Genomic DNA, 16641 nt, shown 5'->3' with positions numbered 1-16641 from the left:
CCGCCGGCTCCGACGGCCCCGTGGGGCGTTCCGGTCGTCCGCCACGGTCACAGCGGTGACGTCGTTGTCCGCCGGCCGCCTGACGATCCGCTCGACAGCAGGTCACGCCGCGCCGTGACGACCTCTCGGGTCATGAGCTCCGCGACCGTTCGGTGGTGCATGTCGCCTCTCCTGTCCGGGCTCTGAACCGATTGACATCCGGTCGGCTCGGCCCGCCCGGCAGAAACGCGCCGGTCGTCCCATGCGGCCGCGTGTCGCGCGTGGCACGTTGGATACAGCACCGTTCTGAGGAGAGGTGGCGATCATGCGAGCTCACCTCGGTGACCGGCTCGTCGTAGAGAATCCCGCGACCGGCGTCGCCAGGCGCGACGGCGAGATCGTCGGACTCCACCACGAGGACGGAACGCCTCCCTACGACGTGCGCTGGTCGGACACGGATGAGGTGACGCTCATGTTCCCCGGGCCCGACGCGCACATCCGGCATGTGGAGCACGGGCAGCCGGGCGCCACGCGCACGTCATCCCGGACGGACATCGGTGAGGCGGAGGCCAGGCCCGCGGTTGCTCCGCCGACCGGGACGGCCGACCCAGGCGACATCGGTCGGCGCGTGGCCCTGGAACGCCGCAGGCGCGGGCTCAGCCGCGAGGAGACGGCCCGCCGCGCCCACATCTCGCCGGGCTACCTGGCGTACCTGGAGGAACAGCCGGCCGACCCGACCGTGGCGACTCTCCTCAGCCTGGCCGCCGCACTGGGCACCACCGCCACGGCCCTGCGCGGAGCCGGCGTCGACCTGCCACCCGGTCAGGGGCACGCACTGCTGCATCCGCAGCTGCGGGACCTCGGCCCGGAAGAATGCCGCCGCCTGCTGTCCACGCACGGCGTGGGGCGCATCGCCGTGTCGACGCCCGACGGCCGCCCGGCGGTCGTCCCGGTCAACTACGAGGTCGTCGATGACGCGATCGCCTTCCGGACCGCGCCCGACTCCGTGCCCGCGGCGGCTGTCGGAACGGAGGTCGCCTTCGAGGTCGACCACTTGGATGATGCGATGAGCCAGGGCTGGAGTGTGCTCGCGGTCGGCCCCGCGAACGTCGTCACGGAGCCCGACGCCGTACGGGGGCTCGCCCGGCGCGCACACACCGAGCCATGGGCGGGCGGTGCACGCGAGATGTGGGTGTCGATCCGGCCCACGCGACTCACGGGCCGGCGTATCACTCCTGCCGATCAGTAGCCGCCCACGGGCCGCCGCGGGCCCCGCCCGGCGGGCCGCCGACTTGCAACGGGAGGCGCAGCCGCACGCGTTCGAGATCCGCGCCGACTTCTGGCACGTCATCCAGCCCTGACCCGCCGGAGCGACCGAAGCCGGCCGGCCTCGCACACGGTCACAAAGTTGTCCCGGCCCCGTCCCGACCGGCTGACTCGCCGGTGAGCTGTGGCTCGACATCCACGACGCCCTCCACGGCGCGCACGAGGCGCACGGCGACCGAGATGAGCGAGGTGTCGTGTGTGTGCCCGCGGAGCGTGACGACTCCCTCGTGCACGCTCACGTGGATCGCGTGGCTGAAGGCCGGGAAGAGGTACGCCACCACGGTACGGCGAACCTCCTCCTCGATCTCCTCGTCCGGCCGCAGGAAGACCTTCAGCAGATCGGCACGGCTGACGATGCCCTGGAGCATGCCGATGCCATCGACCACGGGCAGCCGCTTGACGTGCCGGACGGCCATGATCCTGGCCGCCTGTGCCAGGGTGGCGTCGGCGTGAACCGTGATCGCGGGGGTGCTCATGAGCTCCTCCGCCGTCACCGCCCCGGCCTTGGCGACGTCGGACAGACGCCGACGTGGTTCGAAGAGGCTCGGGTCGCTGTCGCGGAACTCCTCCTTGGGCAGCAGGTCGGCCTCGGAGACGACGCCGATGACACGCCCTTCTCCCTCCAGGACCGGCATGGCGCTGACCTTCCACTGCTCCATGGTCCGGACGATCTCCTTGAAGGGCGCGTCACGTCCGACGGCCACGACCGTCCGGGTCATCACATCGCCGACGATGTGCGGGGTCTCAGGCACGCGATCCTCCTCGTCTCCCCTCCTCAGGGCACCTCGCCGGCACCCTGGGGGGCGTACAGGTCGAGCAGTCGCACCCGGGCGGACCTGAGCCGCTCCGCGATCACGCCTGCGACGCAGGTGAGCAGCGCATGATCCAGTTCCGGATGATGATCCAGAAACGGTCGGCTTTTCCGCCCTCGTCGAAGATGCGCACGTCGGCCGCGAACGACAGACCCTAGGGGCAAGAGCTGCTCGCGATGTTCCTCGGTCAAGGCGCCGAAGACGCCGGTCCTGACAGCCACGATCGCCTTCCCTTCACCGTGACCTCGGAGCGGAATCGGGCTCGTACCAGCCGATGCGACGGCCGTGGCGGCGAGGTGAGCCACGAACCCCCGGTTCTCGCGCCGGCCGCATGACTCCACGATCGTCGCAAATCGGCGCGGTGCAACCTGGGCCGACGGCCTTCGCCGGAGCCCATCCCTGTGTCGCGACCAGAGCCGTGCGGTGCGACGGTATTGACAAGGGGCTTCCCGCAGTGGCCGGGCATGAAGGTGGTGGTGACCGTGGAGCTCCCGCTGGTGGTGGGTGTCGACGGATCGGACTCCAGCCTGGAGGCCGTTGACTGGGCGGTGGACGAGGCGGCGCGCCTCGGGCTGTCTCTGCGGCTCCTCTACGCCTCTTTGTGGGAGCGGTACGAGGGCGGCCGCCCGTCCTTCAGTACCGACCGTCCGGCCGAAGCGGTCATGGCTCAGCACATCGCCGCGTCCGGCGCGGAACGCGCCCGGCTGCGCAACCCGGAGGTGAAGGTCTCCAGCGACGTAGTGCCCGACGACGCCGTGTCCGCTCTCCTGCACGCGGCCCATGAATCCTTCGCCCTGGTCACGGGCTCCCGCGGCCGCGGTGAGATCGCCGGGGTCCTGCTCGGTTCGGTCAGCCTCGCGGTGGCCGCCCGTGCCGTGTGCCCCGTGATCGTGGTTCGCGGTGGGGAGCGGAACAGGCAGGGCTCGCTCGGCCGGGTGGTGGTCGGCGTCGGCGACTCCACGGAGGGCGCGGCGGCCGTCCGGTTCGCCTTCCGCGAGGCCGAGGCGCGCGGTTGCGGTCTGCACGCCGTACGGGCCTGGCGCCGGCCCGCCCACGGACACGCGGACCATCCCTTGATCGCGGACGATGCCGCCGGCGCCCATGAGGAGCGCGTCTCCGCTCTTCTCACCGACGCGCTGCGCGACGCCCTGCGGAACCACCCGCAGGTGGACGTGCATCGTCAGGCGGTCGAAGGCCCCGCCCACAAGGTCCTCCTGGACGCCGCGGCGGAGGCTGACCTGGTGGTCGTGGGTGCGCGCAGGCGCCACGGCCATGTCGGTCTGCAATTCGGCAGGGTCGCCCACGCCTTGCTGCATCACGCCCGGTGCCCGGTGGCCGTGGTCCCGCAACGGGTCTGACCCGCCCCGCATCTCATGGCCCTTCACATCGCGCAGGGGGAAAGAGGAGAGGGCGGCGAATGTCGGAGTGGACCTGGGAGTACGAGGGCTACGACCCGGCCGGCGAGCGACTGCGCGAGTCGTTGTGCACGCTCGGCAACGGGTACTTCGCCACCCGTGGTGCCGTGCCCGAGAGCAGGGCGGGCCTGGTGCACTGCCCGGCCACCTACGCGGCCGGCGTCTACAACCGTCTGGAGTCCGGCGTGGCGGGGCGGCGGGTGGTGAACGAGGACCTGGTGAACCTCCCCAACTGGCTTCTGCTGCGGATCCGTCTCCGCTTCGCCGACGGATCGACGAGCCCGTGGTTCTCTCCCGACCGATGGCAGCCGCTCGACCACCGGCACAGCCTGGATCTGCGCCGGGCCACGCTGACACGGACGTTCCGGTTCCGGGACGACGAGGCAGGCGTGCTGAGTGTGGAGCAGGTCCGGCTGGTACACATGGCGGATCCGCATCTGGCCGCGCTGCGGACCGTTGTCACAGCCGAGGAGTGGTCCGGAGAGGTCGAGGTGGAGTCCGTCCTCGACGGCGATGTGATCAACAGCAACGTGCACCGTTACAGGTCCCTCAACCGTCACCACCTGGTCCGTGTACGGACCGGCGCGTCCGCGACCGACGTGACGTGGCTGAGCTGCCGCACCAGCACCTCCGACATCGGCATCGCGATGGCGGCCCGTACGGTCGCCGTCGGCCGGCCCCCCACGTCCTCGGAGGTGCGGGCTTCTCGCCGCCGTGCGGCACACCGGCTGGTGGTACCGGTCGCTCCAGGCAGCCCCGTCGTCGTGGACAAGACGGTCGCCCTGCACACCTCCCGCGATCCGGCGATCAGTGACCCGCTGGGCGCGGCGCTCGACCGGGTGGCCACGGCTGCCGGCTTCCCGGCGCTTGTGAACTCCCATGAAGCGGCCTGGGCACGGTTGTGGCGGGGCGCGGACATCCAGGTGCCCGGGGAGGCCGGCCGTGTCCTGCGCCTGCATCTGTTCCACGTGCTGCAGACACTGTCGCCGCACACCGCGGACCTGGACGTGGGCGTGCCGGCCCGCGGGCTGCACGGCGAGGCGTACCGGGGCCATGTCTTCTGGGACGAACTGTTCGTGCTGCCGTACCTGAACCTGCATTTCCCGGAGGTCTCCCGGGCCCTGCTCACCTACCGTCACCGGCGCCTGCCCCAGGCATGCCGCGCCGCCCGCGCGGTGGGCCGGGCCGGGGCGATGTACCCATGGCAATCCGGTAGCGACGGCCGTGAGGAGACCCAGCAACTGCACCTCAACCCCCGTTCGGGCCGGTGGCTGCCGGACCACTCCAGGCTCCAGCACCACGTCGGCTCGGCGATCGCCTACAACGTGTGGCAGTACTGCGAGGCGAGCGGCGACACCGAGTACCTGCACACCAAGGGCGCGGAGATGCTGCTGCAGATCGCCCGCTTCTGGGCGGACAGCGCGGAGTTCGCCCCGGGCCTCGGTCGGTACCGCATCCGTGGCGTGGTCGGCCCGGACGAGTACCACGACAGCTACCCCGACGCCGCCCGGCCGGGCCTGGACGACAACACGTACACCAACGTCACCGCCGTCTGGGTGCTCAGCCGTGCCCTGGACCTGGTGCGGCGCCTCCCGGCATGGCGCCGACAGGAGCTGTTCGAACGCATCGAGCTGGACGGCGGCGAACTCCCGCGGTGGGAGGAGGTCTCCCGGCGGCTGCGGGTGCCGTTCCATCAGGGCGTCATCAGCCAGTTCGACGGCTACGGCGACCTCACCGAGCTGGACTGGGACGCCTACCGCACCCGCTACGACAGCATCCGGCGGCTGGACCGCATCCTCGAGGCGGAGGGCGACTCCGTGAACCGCTACCAAGCTTCCAAACAGGCCGACGTCCTGATGCTCGGCTACCTCTTCTCGCCCGCCGAGCTGCGGGATCTGTTCCGCCGTCTCGGGTACGACGTGGACGACGAGGTCTGGCGCCGGACCGTCGACTACTACCTGAAGCGCACCAGCCACGGCTCCACCCTCAGCGGACTCGTCCACGGCCTCGTCCTCGCCCGGGCCAGACGAGCCGAGGCGTGGAGTTACGTCCAGGAGGCCCTGGAGGCGGACATCGCCGACATCCAGGGCGGCACGACGGGTGAAGGCATCCACCTCGGCGCCATGGCCGGGACCTTGGACCTGGTGCAACGCGGCCTGACGGGACTGGGCACGCGTGAGGACGCCCTCTTCCTGGACCCGGTGCCCCTGCCCGCGCTGTCGGAGTACGGGTTCTCCCTGCGTTACCGCGGCCATTGGGGTGTCGGTGTACGGCGCCGGAGCGGACAGCTGGAGATCCGGGTGCCCGACTCGGAGGAGTCACCCATCCGCGTGGTGCTGGCCGACCGGGCCGTGACCGTCGCGCCCGGAGAGACCTGCACGCTTGTGCTGCCGGAGAGTTGATACGCGCAGACGCGCGTGCCGAGCTCGGCCTCGGCGGCAGTTCCACGGGCAGACCATAGGCTCGAAAACGGGGTTCCGCTTCAGGCGACAGTGCTGTGGGAGACGTGGATGAAATGGCTGGTCTCGCTGCTCGGTGCCGGGCTCGTCATGCTCACCCTGCGGGATCTCTTCCACACCCTCTGGCACCCGACCCGCCACGGCGGCCTGAGTCGCCTCGTCATGACGGCGATGTGGCGCCTGGCCCGGCGCTTGCGCACACGCAGGCGGGTGGTCGGGCTGGTCGGGCCGCTCGCCATGGTCACGGTCGTGTCCATGTGGGCCGCCACCGTGATCCTCGGCTGGGCCGTCGTCTACTGGCCCCACATGCCCGAAGCGTTCACCTTCTCCGCCGGCTCCGAGGCGGCCCAGGAGCCGGCGTTGCTCGACTCCCTGTACCTGTCGCTCGTCACGGTCGCCACGTTGGGCCTGGGAGACATCGCACCCGGCGAGGGCTGGCTCCGCCTGGTCTCACCGTTGGAAGCCCTCGTCGGCTTCGCCCTCCTGACGGCCACTGTCTCCTGGGTGCTGGAGATCTACCCGGCGCTGACCCGCCGGCGGGTCCTGGCCATCCGGCTGGCGCTGCTGCGCGACGCGGACCCGACGCCGGGGCAGATCGACTGCACGGCCGGGGCGCTGCTGCTGGACAGCCTGGCAACGGACGTCGTACGCGTGCGTATCGACTTCACCCAGTACGCCGAGGCGTACTACTTCCATGACGGGGAGGACCACTCGTCGCTGGCGGCCATGGTCGGCTACGCCGCCACCCTCGCCCAGCGAGGACAGGCAGCCCAGCGGCCGGAGGTGCGTCTGGCAGGTGATGTGCTCGCCGGTGCGCTGAAGGACCTCGCCGCCATCCTTGACCAGCGTTTTCTCCACTCCGGTGGCACGGTGACGGACGTCTTCGCCGCGTACGCCGCGGACCACGGGCGCAGCCTCACCCAGCCCTGACCAAAGGCCCGTGCCGGCTTGCATCGCCAGGATCGCCCACACGGCGAACGGTCGGTCAGTCTGTTCTCGAAGTCCGACTGGCTGGGCTCACCCCAGGCAGCTGTCCTCTCACGTCGATCGACGGAACCGCGTTTCCAGCTCGTGCGTGGCGTCCGACGGCAAGAGCCCGCGGGGAGGCTCGGAGACCCAGAGCCGCTGGCAGCCCGGAAACTCCAGGTCCCGGGCCGGCCGGACGGTGTCGCGCAGTGCCTCCGCGTGCGTGTGGCCCTCCCGGGTGCGGGAGCGGTCGAGGACGGAGAAGCGGGTCGAGGCGATCACGGAACTCATACAGGGTGCAACGCCTGGGAGTCCGCAGGATTCCTCTCGTGGTCGCAGACGTCGTCGATGCCGTAGGTGTCCCAGGCCGGGAACGGGTCGTCGGCCGGGAGGCCCTCGTCCTCAGCGATCAGGCATTCGGTCAGGGCGCTCCGGAGCGCCTCGGCGTCCAGCCGGACGCCGATGAGGACCAGTTCCTGCGCGTAGGGGGCGTCGGCGTCCCGTGCGGCGCTGGGCTCGAAGCGGGCGACCGAGCCGGCCTGGGACCACAGGCCCGTCAGGTGCGGGCGGCTGGCGAGGGTGAAGAACCCCTTGGACCGCAGCACCTTTCCGTACGCGCCGCTGTCGAGCCGCTCCGTGACGAAGGTCCACAACCGCCCCGGGTGGAAGGGGGTTTCGGAGCGGAACACCGTCGAGGAGATGCCGTACTCCTCGGTCTCCGGGACGTGGTCGCCGTTCAGCTCCCGCACCCAGCCCGGCGCCTGCTGGGCGCGCTCCAGGTCGAAGAGCCGGGTGCCGAGCACCTCCCGGAGCGCCACGCGGCCGTGTACGGCGTCGACGACGCGCGCGGCCGGGTTGAGCCGGGCCAGCGCCGCGCGCAGCCGGTCGGCCGTCGGCCGGTCGACCAGGTCCAGCTTGTTGAGCACGATGACGTCGGCGAACTCGACCTGGTCGACGAGGAGATCGCTGACGGTGCGCTCGTCGTCCTCGTACGGGGCGAGGCCGCGTTCGGCCAGTTCGTCCCCGCTGTCCAACTCGGTGAGGAAGTGGGCGGCGTCGACGACCGTGACCATGGTGTCCAGCGATGCGAGATCGCCGAGCGTGGCGCCGTCGTCGCGGGCGAAGGAGAAGGTGGCGGCGACCGGCATCGGTTCCGAGATACCGGAACTCTCGATGAGCAAGTGGTCGAAACGGCCCTCGCGGGCCAGCCGGTCGACCTCGTCCAGCAGGTCGTCGCGCAGGGTGCAGCAGATGCACCCGTTGGTCATCTCGACCAGGCGTTCCTCGGTCCGTGACAGCGCGGCCTCGCCGCCCCGCACCAGGGCGGCGTCGATGTTGACCTCGCTCATGTCGTTGACGATGACCGCCACGCGCAGCCCTTCACGGTTGGCCAGCACATGGTTGAGCAGCGTCGTCTTGCCCGCCCCGAGGAAGCCGGACAGGACGGTGACCGGCAGACGGCTCTCGTACGGCATCCCCGCTCAGCCCTGGGGGCGCAGCAGCCCGCGCTCGTACGCCCTGACCAGGTGCTGCGGCACGAGGTGACTGACGCCGTCGACGGTGACGGGAACGAGCTGCGGCGTGCTCGCCTTCCACTGGGCGCGGCGGTGGCGGGTGTTGCTGCGGGACATCTTCCGCTTGGGGACAGCCATGACGGACCTCCTCGGTGGGTGAACACCGAGGACGCTACATGAAAATGGATCCCATTAACAATTACCGGCGAGGGCGGCAGCCGGGAGCGGTGGCCCGTCAGCGTCGCGACCGCACCCGTGCGTCCCGCGGCGGCCGGACGAACTGAAGCTCCAGCGCGACCGGCGGCCGCGCGAGGCCCGGCCCGCCCGCGGCCGCCCACTGCACCAGCTCCTCCGTGCAGTCGTCGTCCATCGCGAAGCCCACCCAGGTGGCCCGCCCGCCGGCCCGGCGCCCCGCGGCCGACGGCTGGACGACGATCACATTGGCCTGGTCGCAGGGGCCGAGGCAGTCCGTCGTGCGGACCTGGAAGCCGTGCTCGGCGCCGGCCGTGCGCAGCCGCTCCAGCTGCCCCGCGTGATCGGTGCCGGGGTGCTTGCGGGGATCGCCGCAGCAGCAGCCCCGGCAGACGACGAGCGTGCAGGGGCGCTGGCGGGCGGCGCCGATCAGGAAGGTGTGAGTGGGCATGACAGAAGCATCCCTCACTCCTTCGTGCCCACGAGCATCCGCACCTCGAACTCCGCGTAGGCGGCGTCCTCCCGGGCCTCCCGGCGGTCGCTCAGCACCGTGCCGAGCCAGCCGAGGAGGAAGCCCGCCGGGATGGAGACGATGCCGGGGTTCTGCAGCGGGAACCAGGCGAAGTCGGCACCCGGGTAGAACGAACCCGGCGTGGAGGAGACCACCGGGGAGAACAGCACCAGCAGGACCGAGCAGGCCAGGCCGCCCCAGAGGCTGAGCAGCGCGCCCCGTCCCGTGAAGCGCCGCCAGAACAGGGTGTACACGATCGTCGGCAGGATCGCGGACGCCGCGATGGCGAAGGCGAGGAAGGCGAGCGTCGCGGTGTTGGCGCCGTACGAGACGAGGGCGAGCATCATGGCGAGGACGCCGATGACGGCCGCGGACAGCCGGGCCACGGTCAGTTCCTCGGTCTCGCTCGCACGGCCCTTGCGGATCACCTCGCCGTACAGGTCGTGGGCGAGGGAGGAGGCGGCGGCGAGGGTGAGGCCGGCCGCGACCGCGAGCAGCGTGACGAAGGCGAGGCAGGACAGCAGGGCCGTCAGGATGCCGCCGCCGAGGGCGTTGGCCAGCAGCAGAACCGCGGAGTCGCCCTTGTGGTCGGTCTCGGCGATGGTCTCCCGGCCGACGATCGCCGTGGCACCGAGGCCGAGGATCCCGGCCGCCAGGCAGACCAGTGCGACCAGGCCCATCGCCCAGACCACGGACGAGCGCAGGACGTCGACCTTGCGCGGGGCGAGCAGGCGCATCAGGACATGCGGGAGCGCGGCCAGTCCGAGGACGATCGCCAGCTCCAGGCTGAAGAAGTCGAGTGTGCTGGTGGCGCTGGCCCCGTAGCGCAGCCCGGGTTCCAGGAACCGTGTGCCGGTGCCGCTGTTGTTCGCCGCGGCGGACAGCAGGGCGTCGGGGTTCCAGTCGTAGTGGTGGAGCACCATCACGGCGGTGACGCAGACGCCCGCCACCAGCATCACGGCCTTGATGATCTGGATGACGGTGGCACCGGGCATGCCGCCGATGGCCGCGTACACGATGACGATCGTGCCGATCACGATGACGCACAGGGTGCGGGTCGCCGCGCTGGGTTCACCCGTGAACTGGGTCAACAGCGCCATGCTGCCCACGAGCTGGGCCACCAGGTACAGCACCGCGATGGTGAGGGTGCACACCGCCAGCGCGAGCCGCGCCGGGCGCTGGAGTTCGGTCAGACGCAGGGCCAGCGTGTCACCCAGGGTGAATTTGCCCGTCCGGCGCAGGGGTTCGGCGATGAGCAGCAGCACCATCATCCAGGCAGCGACCGTGCCGCCGAGGTACAGCAGTCCGTCGTACCCGGTGAGGGCGACCAGTCCGGTACTGCCCAGCAGGGTCGCGGCCGACAGGTAGTCGCCGCACATGGCAAGCCCGTTGCGCAGCGGGGACATGGTGCGGTTGCCGAGGTAGAACTCGCTGATCTCGTCGCGCTGCGGGGCGGTGAGCAGCGCCATGAACAGCGTGACCACGACCACCGACAGGAAGAGGACGAACGTCAGTTGCAGGCTGAACCGGTCGACGATGCCTTCCGACAGGGTCACCACGCGCGGTACCCCCCGGAGCCGGGCTGGACGGTCCGCCCGGCCTCCTCGCGGGACACGGTGGCGCGCAGCGAACCCGCTTCGTGCTGCCGCAGTCGTGAGCCGAGGCCCCGGGCGAGCGGGTCGACCCGTCTGCGCATGTGCCGGACGTAGCACCAGGCCGTCACGCCCATCACGACGAACTGGCCGAGCCCCAGGGCGAGGCCGACGGTGAGGTGTCCGACCAGGCGCTCGTTCATCGGGCCCGGGACGTAATGCGACAGCAGCACGTACAGCAGGAATCCGCCGACCGAAAGAAGCGTGGCGCGGATGCCGAATCCGAGCTGGGTGCGCCTCAGTGAGCGAAATTCGGGCTCTTCGGATATGCGTGTGGAGGGCGGTGGTTCATCGGTCGGTGAACCGTTTGTGAGCGGATTGTCGTGCCATGGTGAAAACTCGGGCACAGGCGCACCTTCTTCGCTGCGTCATGCCGAACACACTCGTGGGTGCGGGCTTGGTGGGGGGCGGGCGGCGGGGCCGGAGCCCGGAGTATGTCAGCGGCCTCTTTGAACAATCAACCGCCAGGGAGGAATTGCCCGCCGTCCGTGGCGCGTCACAACCCCGGTGAACGTGTGGTGATCGTGAACGGCCTGCGGAAAAGGGCCCTCGGCGAAATAGTCCGGCCCATTACTTCCGGTCAGGCTGTCTCAAAGCGGTCCCGGGCCGTCTAGGGTGAATGGTGTGACCGACCGCAGCAATCGCCCGCTAGCCGTGTTCGACCTGGACAACACCCTCGCCGACACGGCACACCGGCAGCACTTCCTGGAGCGCAGGCCGCGCGACTGGGACGCCTTCTTCGCGGCCGCCCCGCAGGATCCGCCGATCGCGCAGGGCGTCGCGTTGGCCCTGGAGAGCGCCGGGGAATGCGAGGTCCGCTATCTGACCGGGCGGCCCGAGCGCTGCCGGCGCGCCACGCTGGACTGGCTCGCCGCGCACGGGCTGCCCGAAGGGCGCGTCCACATGCGGCGCAACGACGACCGACGGCCCGCCCGGCGCACCAAGCTGGAGACCCTCGACCGCCTCGCCCGCACGCGGGAGATCCGCATGCTGGTGGACGACGACGAACTGGTCTGCGAGGACGCCGAACGGGCCGGTTTCACCGTCGTACGGGCACGCTGGGCCGCCCCCTCCGCCGCGCTGAAGGTGGCGCAGGAGCGGGAGGGGCGGACCTGACGGCCCGGAGTGTCAGCCGGCGTCCTCCAGGCGGAAACCGACCTTCATGGTCACCTGCCAGTGCGCGATCTGCCCGTTGTCGAGCTGGCCGCGCACCTCGGTCACCTCGAACCAGTCCAGGTTGCGCAGGGTCTGCGAGGCACGCTCGATGCCGTTGCGGATGGCCTGGTCCACGCCCTCGGGCGAGGTGCCGACGATGTCCGTGACCCGGTAGGTGTGGTTCGTCATGCGGGTGCTCCTCTCCCGTGACCGAGCCGTGGCGGATCGGTCACACGTCACTCCACCGTGCCCCAGGGCGGGGCATCGCGCGAGCCGTCCGTCACCGCGCCACGCTCAGCGACAACGCGAAACGGCCCTGGCGGTCCGTCCACCAGTGCGCCAGCTCCAGCCCGGCCGCGGCCAGCTCCGCCCGCACGCCTTCCCTGCGGAACTTCGCCGACACCTCGGTGCGCAGTTCCTCGCCCGCCGCGAAGTCCACGGCCAGATCGAGCGCGGGCACCTTCACCGTCTGTGCCGTACGGGACCGCAGCCGCATCTCGATCCACTCGCTGCGCGCGTCCCAGAGCGCCACGTGGTCGAAGGCGTCGGGATCGAAGTCGGCGCCCAACTCGCGGTTCATCACGGTCAGGACGTTCTTGTTGAAGGCGGCCGTCACCCCGGCCGCGTCGTCGTACGCCTCCACCAGGACCCGCTCGTCCTTCACCAGGTCGGTGCCGAGCAGCAGCGCGTCCCCGGGGGAGAGATGGGACCGCACCGAGGACAGGAACGCGGCCCGCTCCTCGGGCAGGAGGTTGCCGATCGTGCCGCCCAGGAACGCCAGCAGCCGGGGGCCCGGCGTGTCCGGCAGGGCCAGCCCTCCCGTGAAGTCGGCGATCAGCGCGTGCACGTCCAGTCCGGGCCGCGCCTCGACGAGGGCCTGCCCGGCCTGGGTGAGGGCGCTCTCGCTCACGTCGACGGGGACGTACGTGTGCAGTCCGGTGAGCGCGTCGATGAGGTACCGCGTCTTCTCGGAGGAGCCCGACCCCAGCTCGACCAGGGTCCGGGCGCCGGTGGCCGCGGCGATCTCGCCGGCCCGGTCGACAAGGATCTCGCGCTCGGCGCGCGTGGGGTAGTACTCGGGCAACTCGGTGATCAGCTCGAAGAGTTCACTGCCCTTGGCGTCGTAGAACCACTTCGGCGGCAGCGTCTTGGGCGTGCTCGTCAGGCCCCCCAGGACATCGGCGCGCAAGGCGGCGCCGGTGGCGTCCTCGGGCAGGGTGCGGGTGAGAAGGAACGGACTCACGTGCTGGGCTCCTTCGGTGGCTGTGCCAGGGTGTCGTTCGGATCCTTGAGCGGGGTGAGCAGCACATCGGAGCGGCTCGCCGCGAGCAGGGTGCGGTCCGGGACCTCCTGCCAGTGCGGATCGTCGTCGTAGGGCTCGGAGGCCACGACGGTGCCGCCGCCGGGCCGGGTCAGGTACCACAGGGTGTCGCCCCAGGCGGTCGCGGTGATGGTCTCGCCGTCGGTGAGCAGCAGGTTGAGCCGGGACGCGGGAGCCGCCTCGGCGACCTCCACGACCGTGTCGGCCAGTGCCTGCCCCTGGTCGTCACCGCCGCGCAGCCTGGCGAGGACCAGCGCCCAGACGAACGCCGAGTCGTTGCGGGCCTCCATCCGCAGCAGGTCCACCGCGGGCAGGCCCGCGACCAGCGGCGTCAGCGAACCGGGCCAGCCCTTCACGGCGCCGTTGTGGCTGAACAGCCAGGGCCCCGTGGCGAACGGCGCCGCCGCAGCCTCCTGGTCTGCGCCCGGCATGGTCGCGTCCCGTACGGCGGCCAGCAGCGCGGTACTGCGGACGACCCGGGCGAGATCGGCGAAGGACGGATCCGCCCAGACGGGCCCGGCCCGCCGGTAGCGCGCCGGCACCGGATCCTCCTCGGCGTACCAGCCGACCCCGAAACCGTCGGCGTTGACGGTCCCGTACCGCTGGCGCCGAGGCGCCCACGACTGGCGGTACAGCCCGTGCGGGGGCTCCACCAGGAGCCGGCCGAGCGGCTCCGCGGGGCCCACATAAGCCAGGTGACGGCACATCAGGCGGCTCCCGAACGGGCCGTACGGAACCCGGAGAAGATCTGCCGGCGGATCGGGTAGTCCCAGTTGCGGAAGGTGCCCCGGCAGGCCACCGCGTCCACGGCGAACGAACCGCCCCGCAGCACCTTGTACTCGGGCCCGAAGAACACCTCCGAGTACTCCTTGTACGGGAACGCCTGGAAGCCCGGGTAGGGCAGGAAGTCGCTCGCCGTCCACTCCCAGACGTCACCGATCAACTGCCGTACGCCGAGCGGGGATTCGCCCGCCGGGTAGCTCCCGGCCGGTGCCGGGCGCAGATGTCGCTGGCCGAGGTTGGCGTGCTCGGGCCCCGGGTCGGCGTCGCCCCACGGGTAGCGCGTCGAGCGGTCCCCGGCGGGATCGTGCCGGGCGGCCTTCTCCCACTCGGCCTCGGTGGGCAGCCGGCGCCCTGCCCAGCGGGCGTAGGCGTCGGCCTCGTACCAGCACACGTGCAGCACCGGCTCGTCGGGCGGCACCACCTCGGTGACGCCGAAACGGCGCCTGAGCCACTGCTTGCCGTCCCGGTGCCAGAACAGCGGCGCCCGGATCGCGTGCTGCCGGATGTGCGCCCAGCCCTCCGGCGTCCACCAGCGCTCGGTGTCGTAGCCGCCGTCCTCGATGAACGCCTGGTACGCGGCGTTCGTGACCGGCGTCGTGTCGATCCAGTACGGCGGCACCTCGCGCCGGTGCGCCGGGCGTTCGTTGTCCAGCGCCCACGGCTCGGTGGAGGTGCCCATGGTGAACGGGCCGCCCGGGACCAGGACTTCGGACGGTCCCGTGAACAGCGGTGCCGGTTCGGGCTCGGGGGCGGTCAGGGCCTGGGGACCCTTGCGCAGCTGATGGGTGATCAGCATCGTCTCGTCGTGCTGCTGCTCGTGCTGCGCGATCATCCCGAAGGCGAAGCCCGCCTCGGTCAGCCGCGTTCCGTGGAAGGCCGTGCTCTCCAGCAGGTCGAGCACCCGGCCGCGCACCTCGGCCGCGTACTGCCGGGCCTCGGCGGGCGGCAGCAGGGGCAGCGAGGGGCGTTCGGCGCGGGGGTGCTCGAAGGCGTCGTAGAGGCCGTCGATCTCGGGCCGTATCGCCTCCCGCCGTCCCACCGTCCGCAGGAGCCACTGCTCCTCCTGGTTCCCGATGTGCGCGAGGTCCCACACCAGCGGGGACATCAGCGGGGAGTGCTGGGCCGTCAGATCGGGGTCGTCCACGCAACTGGTCAGCAGGGTGGTCCGGGCACGGGCGGTGGTCAGGGTGGTCAGGGCCCGCTCGCGGAGGGTGTCGGCTTCGAGGGCGGGGTCGGTCATGTGCGAAGGTCCTTCCGGTGCGCGGTGCGGTCCGTGCCGTCGAACTCGTCCAACAGGTCGTCGGCGGGGCAGCGGCCCCTGCTGACATAGCGCTCCTGGAATGCCGCCACGGCGGCCGTGACGTCGTTCGTCGCGCCCAGGCGGGGCAGCGCCTCAAGGGCGGCCGCGAAGCAGATGACGGCCACCTCCCGCAGCTCCGGATCGGCCAGGCCCGTCCGGGCGGCGTCGGTCCACAGCGGATTGTGCGGTGCTGGCAGCGACTGGGCACGCTCGGCCAGCGGCTTCACGGCGCGATACGCGGTCTCGGCGGCCTCGGGGTCGTCGAACAGGGCGGTCGTCACGGCGAGCGGCACGATCCAGCCGTCCTCGCCGGGCTGGGCGTCGATCATGCGCAGCTCCAGATGGCCACGCGGTCGGACCGGGGGGAACAGCGTGGTGAGGTGGTAGTCGAGGTCCTCCTGCGTCGGCGGTCCGGGCGCGCCGTACCTGGCCCACTCCCGGAACGTCAGGCCGTCCGGGACGTCCCACGGGCCGTCCTCCCGCCGTACGCACATCACCGGCGCGTCCAGCACGTGCCGCGCCCACGCGGCCCGCGGATCGCCGTTGAACGGGGGCGCGCCCGCGCGGCCCGCGCCGATCTCCATCCACAGCAGCTGCCGGGTCGAGAGCCAGCCGGTGGGCTCGCCGTCGGCCAGCGGCGAGTTGGCGAAGGCGGCCACCAGGACCGCGCCCAGCTGGTGGGCCAGCCACCACCGCCGCCCGTGACCGAGCGGACCGGGCTCCTCGTGACCGGCGTCCAGGCACACCTGCACGGAGGCCGAGGTGCACATCATGGCGCGGCCGGCCGGGCCCGTACGGTCCAGGCAGGCCTCCATGGCGTCGTAGCGCGGCTCGCGCAGGAAGCGGCGGGGCGGGCGCCAGGGGTCGTTTCCGATGCCGACGAGGGCGAGGTCGTGCTCGCGCAGCACCGCGCGGGCGGTGTCGAGGTCGGCGGAGACGGTACCGACGCACTCCATCAGTGAGGCGGCGGGCGGCGAGCTCAGCTCCAGCTGACCGCCGGGTTCGACGGTGAGCGCCGACCTCAGGGGCGCGGTACGCAGTGCGGCGTAGGCCGCTTCGAGTCGTTCGGGTGTCACGGGGAGCTGCGGTCCGCGCAGCTCATGGACGAGCCATTCCACTTCGACACCGAGCCTGTGGGGCGGACCGGTCTTGAAGCAGATGCCCCTGACCAGGGCCTCCACCTCGGCTTCGGTGACCGCGGCGCGCGGCTGCGCCGTACAGTCACTCACCGAATCGGACATGGGATCCTCCTGAGT

General features: G+C 71.3%; 16 protein-coding genes and 1 pseudogene. 5 read left to right on the top strand and 12 right to left on the bottom strand.

The features are described 5' to 3' along the window. Nucleotides 1–304 precede the first annotated feature (304 nt). Entirely contained in the window at nt 305–1228 is a 924-nt protein-coding gene (locus tag ACFYNL_RS21460; RefSeq protein ID WP_388805844.1) for a DUF1918 domain-containing protein, read from the top strand. Between the two features lie 151 nt (nt 1229–1379). Here ACFYNL_RS21460 and ACFYNL_RS21455 read toward each other — a convergent pair whose 3' ends face one another. Beyond that, a complete protein-coding gene (locus ACFYNL_RS21455) occupies nt 1380–2057 on the bottom strand; it encodes a CBS domain-containing protein (protein WP_388805841.1) in 678 nt (225 codons plus the stop codon). A 542-nt stretch (nt 2058–2599) separates the two neighbouring features. On the opposite strand from ACFYNL_RS21455, the gene ACFYNL_RS21450 reads away from it, so the two are divergent. From ACFYNL_RS21450 to ACFYNL_RS21440, 3 genes are all read left to right on the top strand, one after another. Then, complete coding sequence (locus tag ACFYNL_RS21450) at nt 2600–3475, top strand: universal stress protein (protein ID WP_388806252.1); 876 nt, start codon at nt 2600–2602, stop codon at nt 3473–3475. A gap of 59 nt (nt 3476–3534) precedes the next feature. Then, nucleotides 3535–5934, top strand: a complete 2400-nt coding sequence (locus ACFYNL_RS21445; RefSeq protein ID WP_388805838.1) for a glycoside hydrolase family 65 protein — start codon at nt 3535–3537, stop codon at nt 5932–5934. A gap of 108 nt (nt 5935–6042) precedes the next feature. After that, nucleotides 6043–6921, top strand: a complete 879-nt coding sequence (locus ACFYNL_RS21440) for a potassium channel family protein (protein ID WP_388805834.1) — start codon at nt 6043–6045, stop codon at nt 6919–6921. 177 nt (nt 6922–7098) lie between these two features. Here ACFYNL_RS21440 and ACFYNL_RS21435 read toward each other — a convergent pair. From ACFYNL_RS21435 to ACFYNL_RS21410, 6 genes and pseudogenes are all read right to left on the bottom strand, one after another. After that, nucleotides 7099–7248, bottom strand: a pseudogene (locus tag ACFYNL_RS21435) (LLM class flavin-dependent oxidoreductase); the annotation flags it as partial. Next, nucleotides 7245–8432, bottom strand: a complete 1188-nt coding sequence (locus ACFYNL_RS21430; protein WP_388805831.1) for a GTP-binding protein — start codon at nt 8430–8432, stop codon at nt 7245–7247. The pseudogene ACFYNL_RS21435 and the gene ACFYNL_RS21430, both read right to left, overlap by 4 nt. 6 nt (nt 8433–8438) lie before the next feature. After that, nucleotides 8439–8609, bottom strand: a complete 171-nt coding sequence (rpmF, locus tag ACFYNL_RS21425; protein WP_388805828.1) for a 50S ribosomal protein L32 — start codon at nt 8607–8609, stop codon at nt 8439–8441. A gap of 97 nt (nt 8610–8706) precedes the next feature. Next, a complete protein-coding gene (locus ACFYNL_RS21420; RefSeq protein WP_388805825.1) occupies nt 8707–9114 on the bottom strand; it encodes a (2Fe-2S) ferredoxin domain-containing protein in 408 nt (135 codons plus the stop codon). Between the two features lie 14 nt (nt 9115–9128). Then, on the bottom strand, nt 9129–10733 hold the full coding sequence (locus tag ACFYNL_RS21415) for a cation acetate symporter (RefSeq protein ID WP_388805822.1): 1605 nt from the start codon (nt 10731–10733) through the stop codon (nt 9129–9131). Continuing rightward, a complete protein-coding gene (locus ACFYNL_RS21410; protein ID WP_388805819.1) occupies nt 10727–11173 on the bottom strand; it encodes a DUF485 domain-containing protein in 447 nt (148 codons plus the stop codon). The genes ACFYNL_RS21415 and ACFYNL_RS21410 overlap by 7 nt, the downstream gene beginning before the upstream one ends. A 277-nt stretch (nt 11174–11450) precedes the next feature. On the opposite strand from ACFYNL_RS21410, the gene ACFYNL_RS21405 reads away from it, so the two are divergent. Then, nucleotides 11451–11942, top strand: a complete 492-nt coding sequence (locus tag ACFYNL_RS21405; RefSeq protein ID WP_388805816.1) for a hypothetical protein — start codon at nt 11451–11453, stop codon at nt 11940–11942. 12 nt (nt 11943–11954) lie between these two features. Here the strand turns inward: ACFYNL_RS21405 and ACFYNL_RS21400 are convergent, their stop codons facing one another. The 5 genes from ACFYNL_RS21400 to egtA form a co-directional block, all read right to left on the bottom strand. Beyond that, a complete protein-coding gene (locus ACFYNL_RS21400) occupies nt 11955–12170 on the bottom strand; it encodes a dodecin (RefSeq protein WP_019758416.1) in 216 nt (71 codons plus the stop codon). Between the two features lie 91 nt (nt 12171–12261). Then, complete coding sequence (gene egtD, locus ACFYNL_RS21395) at nt 12262–13224, bottom strand: L-histidine N(alpha)-methyltransferase (RefSeq protein WP_388805812.1); 963 nt, start codon at nt 13222–13224, stop codon at nt 12262–12264. Further along, nucleotides 13221–14009 (bottom strand): ergothioneine biosynthesis protein EgtC, encoded by a 789-nt coding sequence (gene egtC / locus ACFYNL_RS21390; protein WP_388805809.1) that lies wholly within the window; start codon nt 14007–14009, stop codon nt 13221–13223. The genes egtD and egtC overlap by 4 nt, the downstream gene beginning before the upstream one ends. Next, nucleotides 14009–15325 carry an ergothioneine biosynthesis protein EgtB gene (gene egtB / locus ACFYNL_RS21385; RefSeq protein ID WP_388805806.1) on the bottom strand — a complete coding sequence of 439 codons (1317 nt, stop codon included), beginning with the start codon at nt 15323–15325 and terminating at the stop codon, nt 14009–14011. The genes egtC and egtB overlap by 1 nt, the downstream gene beginning before the upstream one ends. Further along, nucleotides 15322–16626: an ergothioneine biosynthesis glutamate--cysteine ligase EgtA gene (gene egtA / locus ACFYNL_RS21380; protein ID WP_388805803.1), complete on the bottom strand. Its 1305-nt coding sequence runs from the start codon at nt 16624–16626 to the stop codon at nt 15322–15324. Before egtA ends, egtB begins: the two co-directional genes overlap by 4 nt. Between the last annotated feature and the right edge of the window lie 15 nt (nt 16627–16641).

It is taken from the genome of Streptomyces sp. NPDC007808 (genome assembly GCF_042868655.1).
In the GTDB taxonomy this organism is placed as follows: domain Bacteria; phylum Actinomycetota; class Actinomycetes; order Streptomycetales; family Streptomycetaceae; genus Streptomyces.
Note: the sequence above shows the minus strand (reverse complement) of the source record. Positions and strands in the feature narration are given on the sequence as shown.

Coding starts and splice junctions, on each gene's coding strand:
- ACFYNL_RS21460 (WP_388805844.1), top strand. CDS start 305: ATGCGAGCTCACCTCGGTGACCGGCTCGTCGTAGAGAATCCCGCGACC.
- ACFYNL_RS21445 (WP_388805838.1), top strand. CDS start 3,535: ATGTCGGAGTGGACCTGGGAGTACGAGGGCTACGACCCGGCCGGCGAG.
- ACFYNL_RS21440 (WP_388805834.1), top strand. CDS start 6,043: ATGAAATGGCTGGTCTCGCTGCTCGGTGCCGGGCTCGTCATGCTCACC.
- ACFYNL_RS21430 (WP_388805831.1), bottom strand. CDS start 8,432: ATGCCGTACGAGAGCCGTCTGCCGGTCACCGTCCTGTCCGGCTTCCTC.
- rpmF (WP_388805828.1), bottom strand. CDS start 8,609: ATGGCTGTCCCCAAGCGGAAGATGTCCCGCAGCAACACCCGCCACCGC.
- ACFYNL_RS21420 (WP_388805825.1), bottom strand. CDS start 9,114: ATGCCCACTCACACCTTCCTGATCGGCGCCGCCCGCCAGCGCCCCTGC.
- ACFYNL_RS21400 (WP_019758416.1), bottom strand. CDS start 12,170: ATGACGAACCACACCTACCGGGTCACGGACATCGTCGGCACCTCGCCC.
- egtC (WP_388805809.1), bottom strand. CDS start 14,009: ATGTGCCGTCACCTGGCTTATGTGGGCCCCGCGGAGCCGCTCGGCCGG.
- egtB (WP_388805806.1), bottom strand. CDS start 15,325: ATGACCGACCCCGCCCTCGAAGCCGACACCCTCCGCGAGCGGGCCCTG.
- egtA (WP_388805803.1), bottom strand. CDS start 16,626: ATGTCCGATTCGGTGAGTGACTGTACGGCGCAGCCGCGCGCCGCGGTC.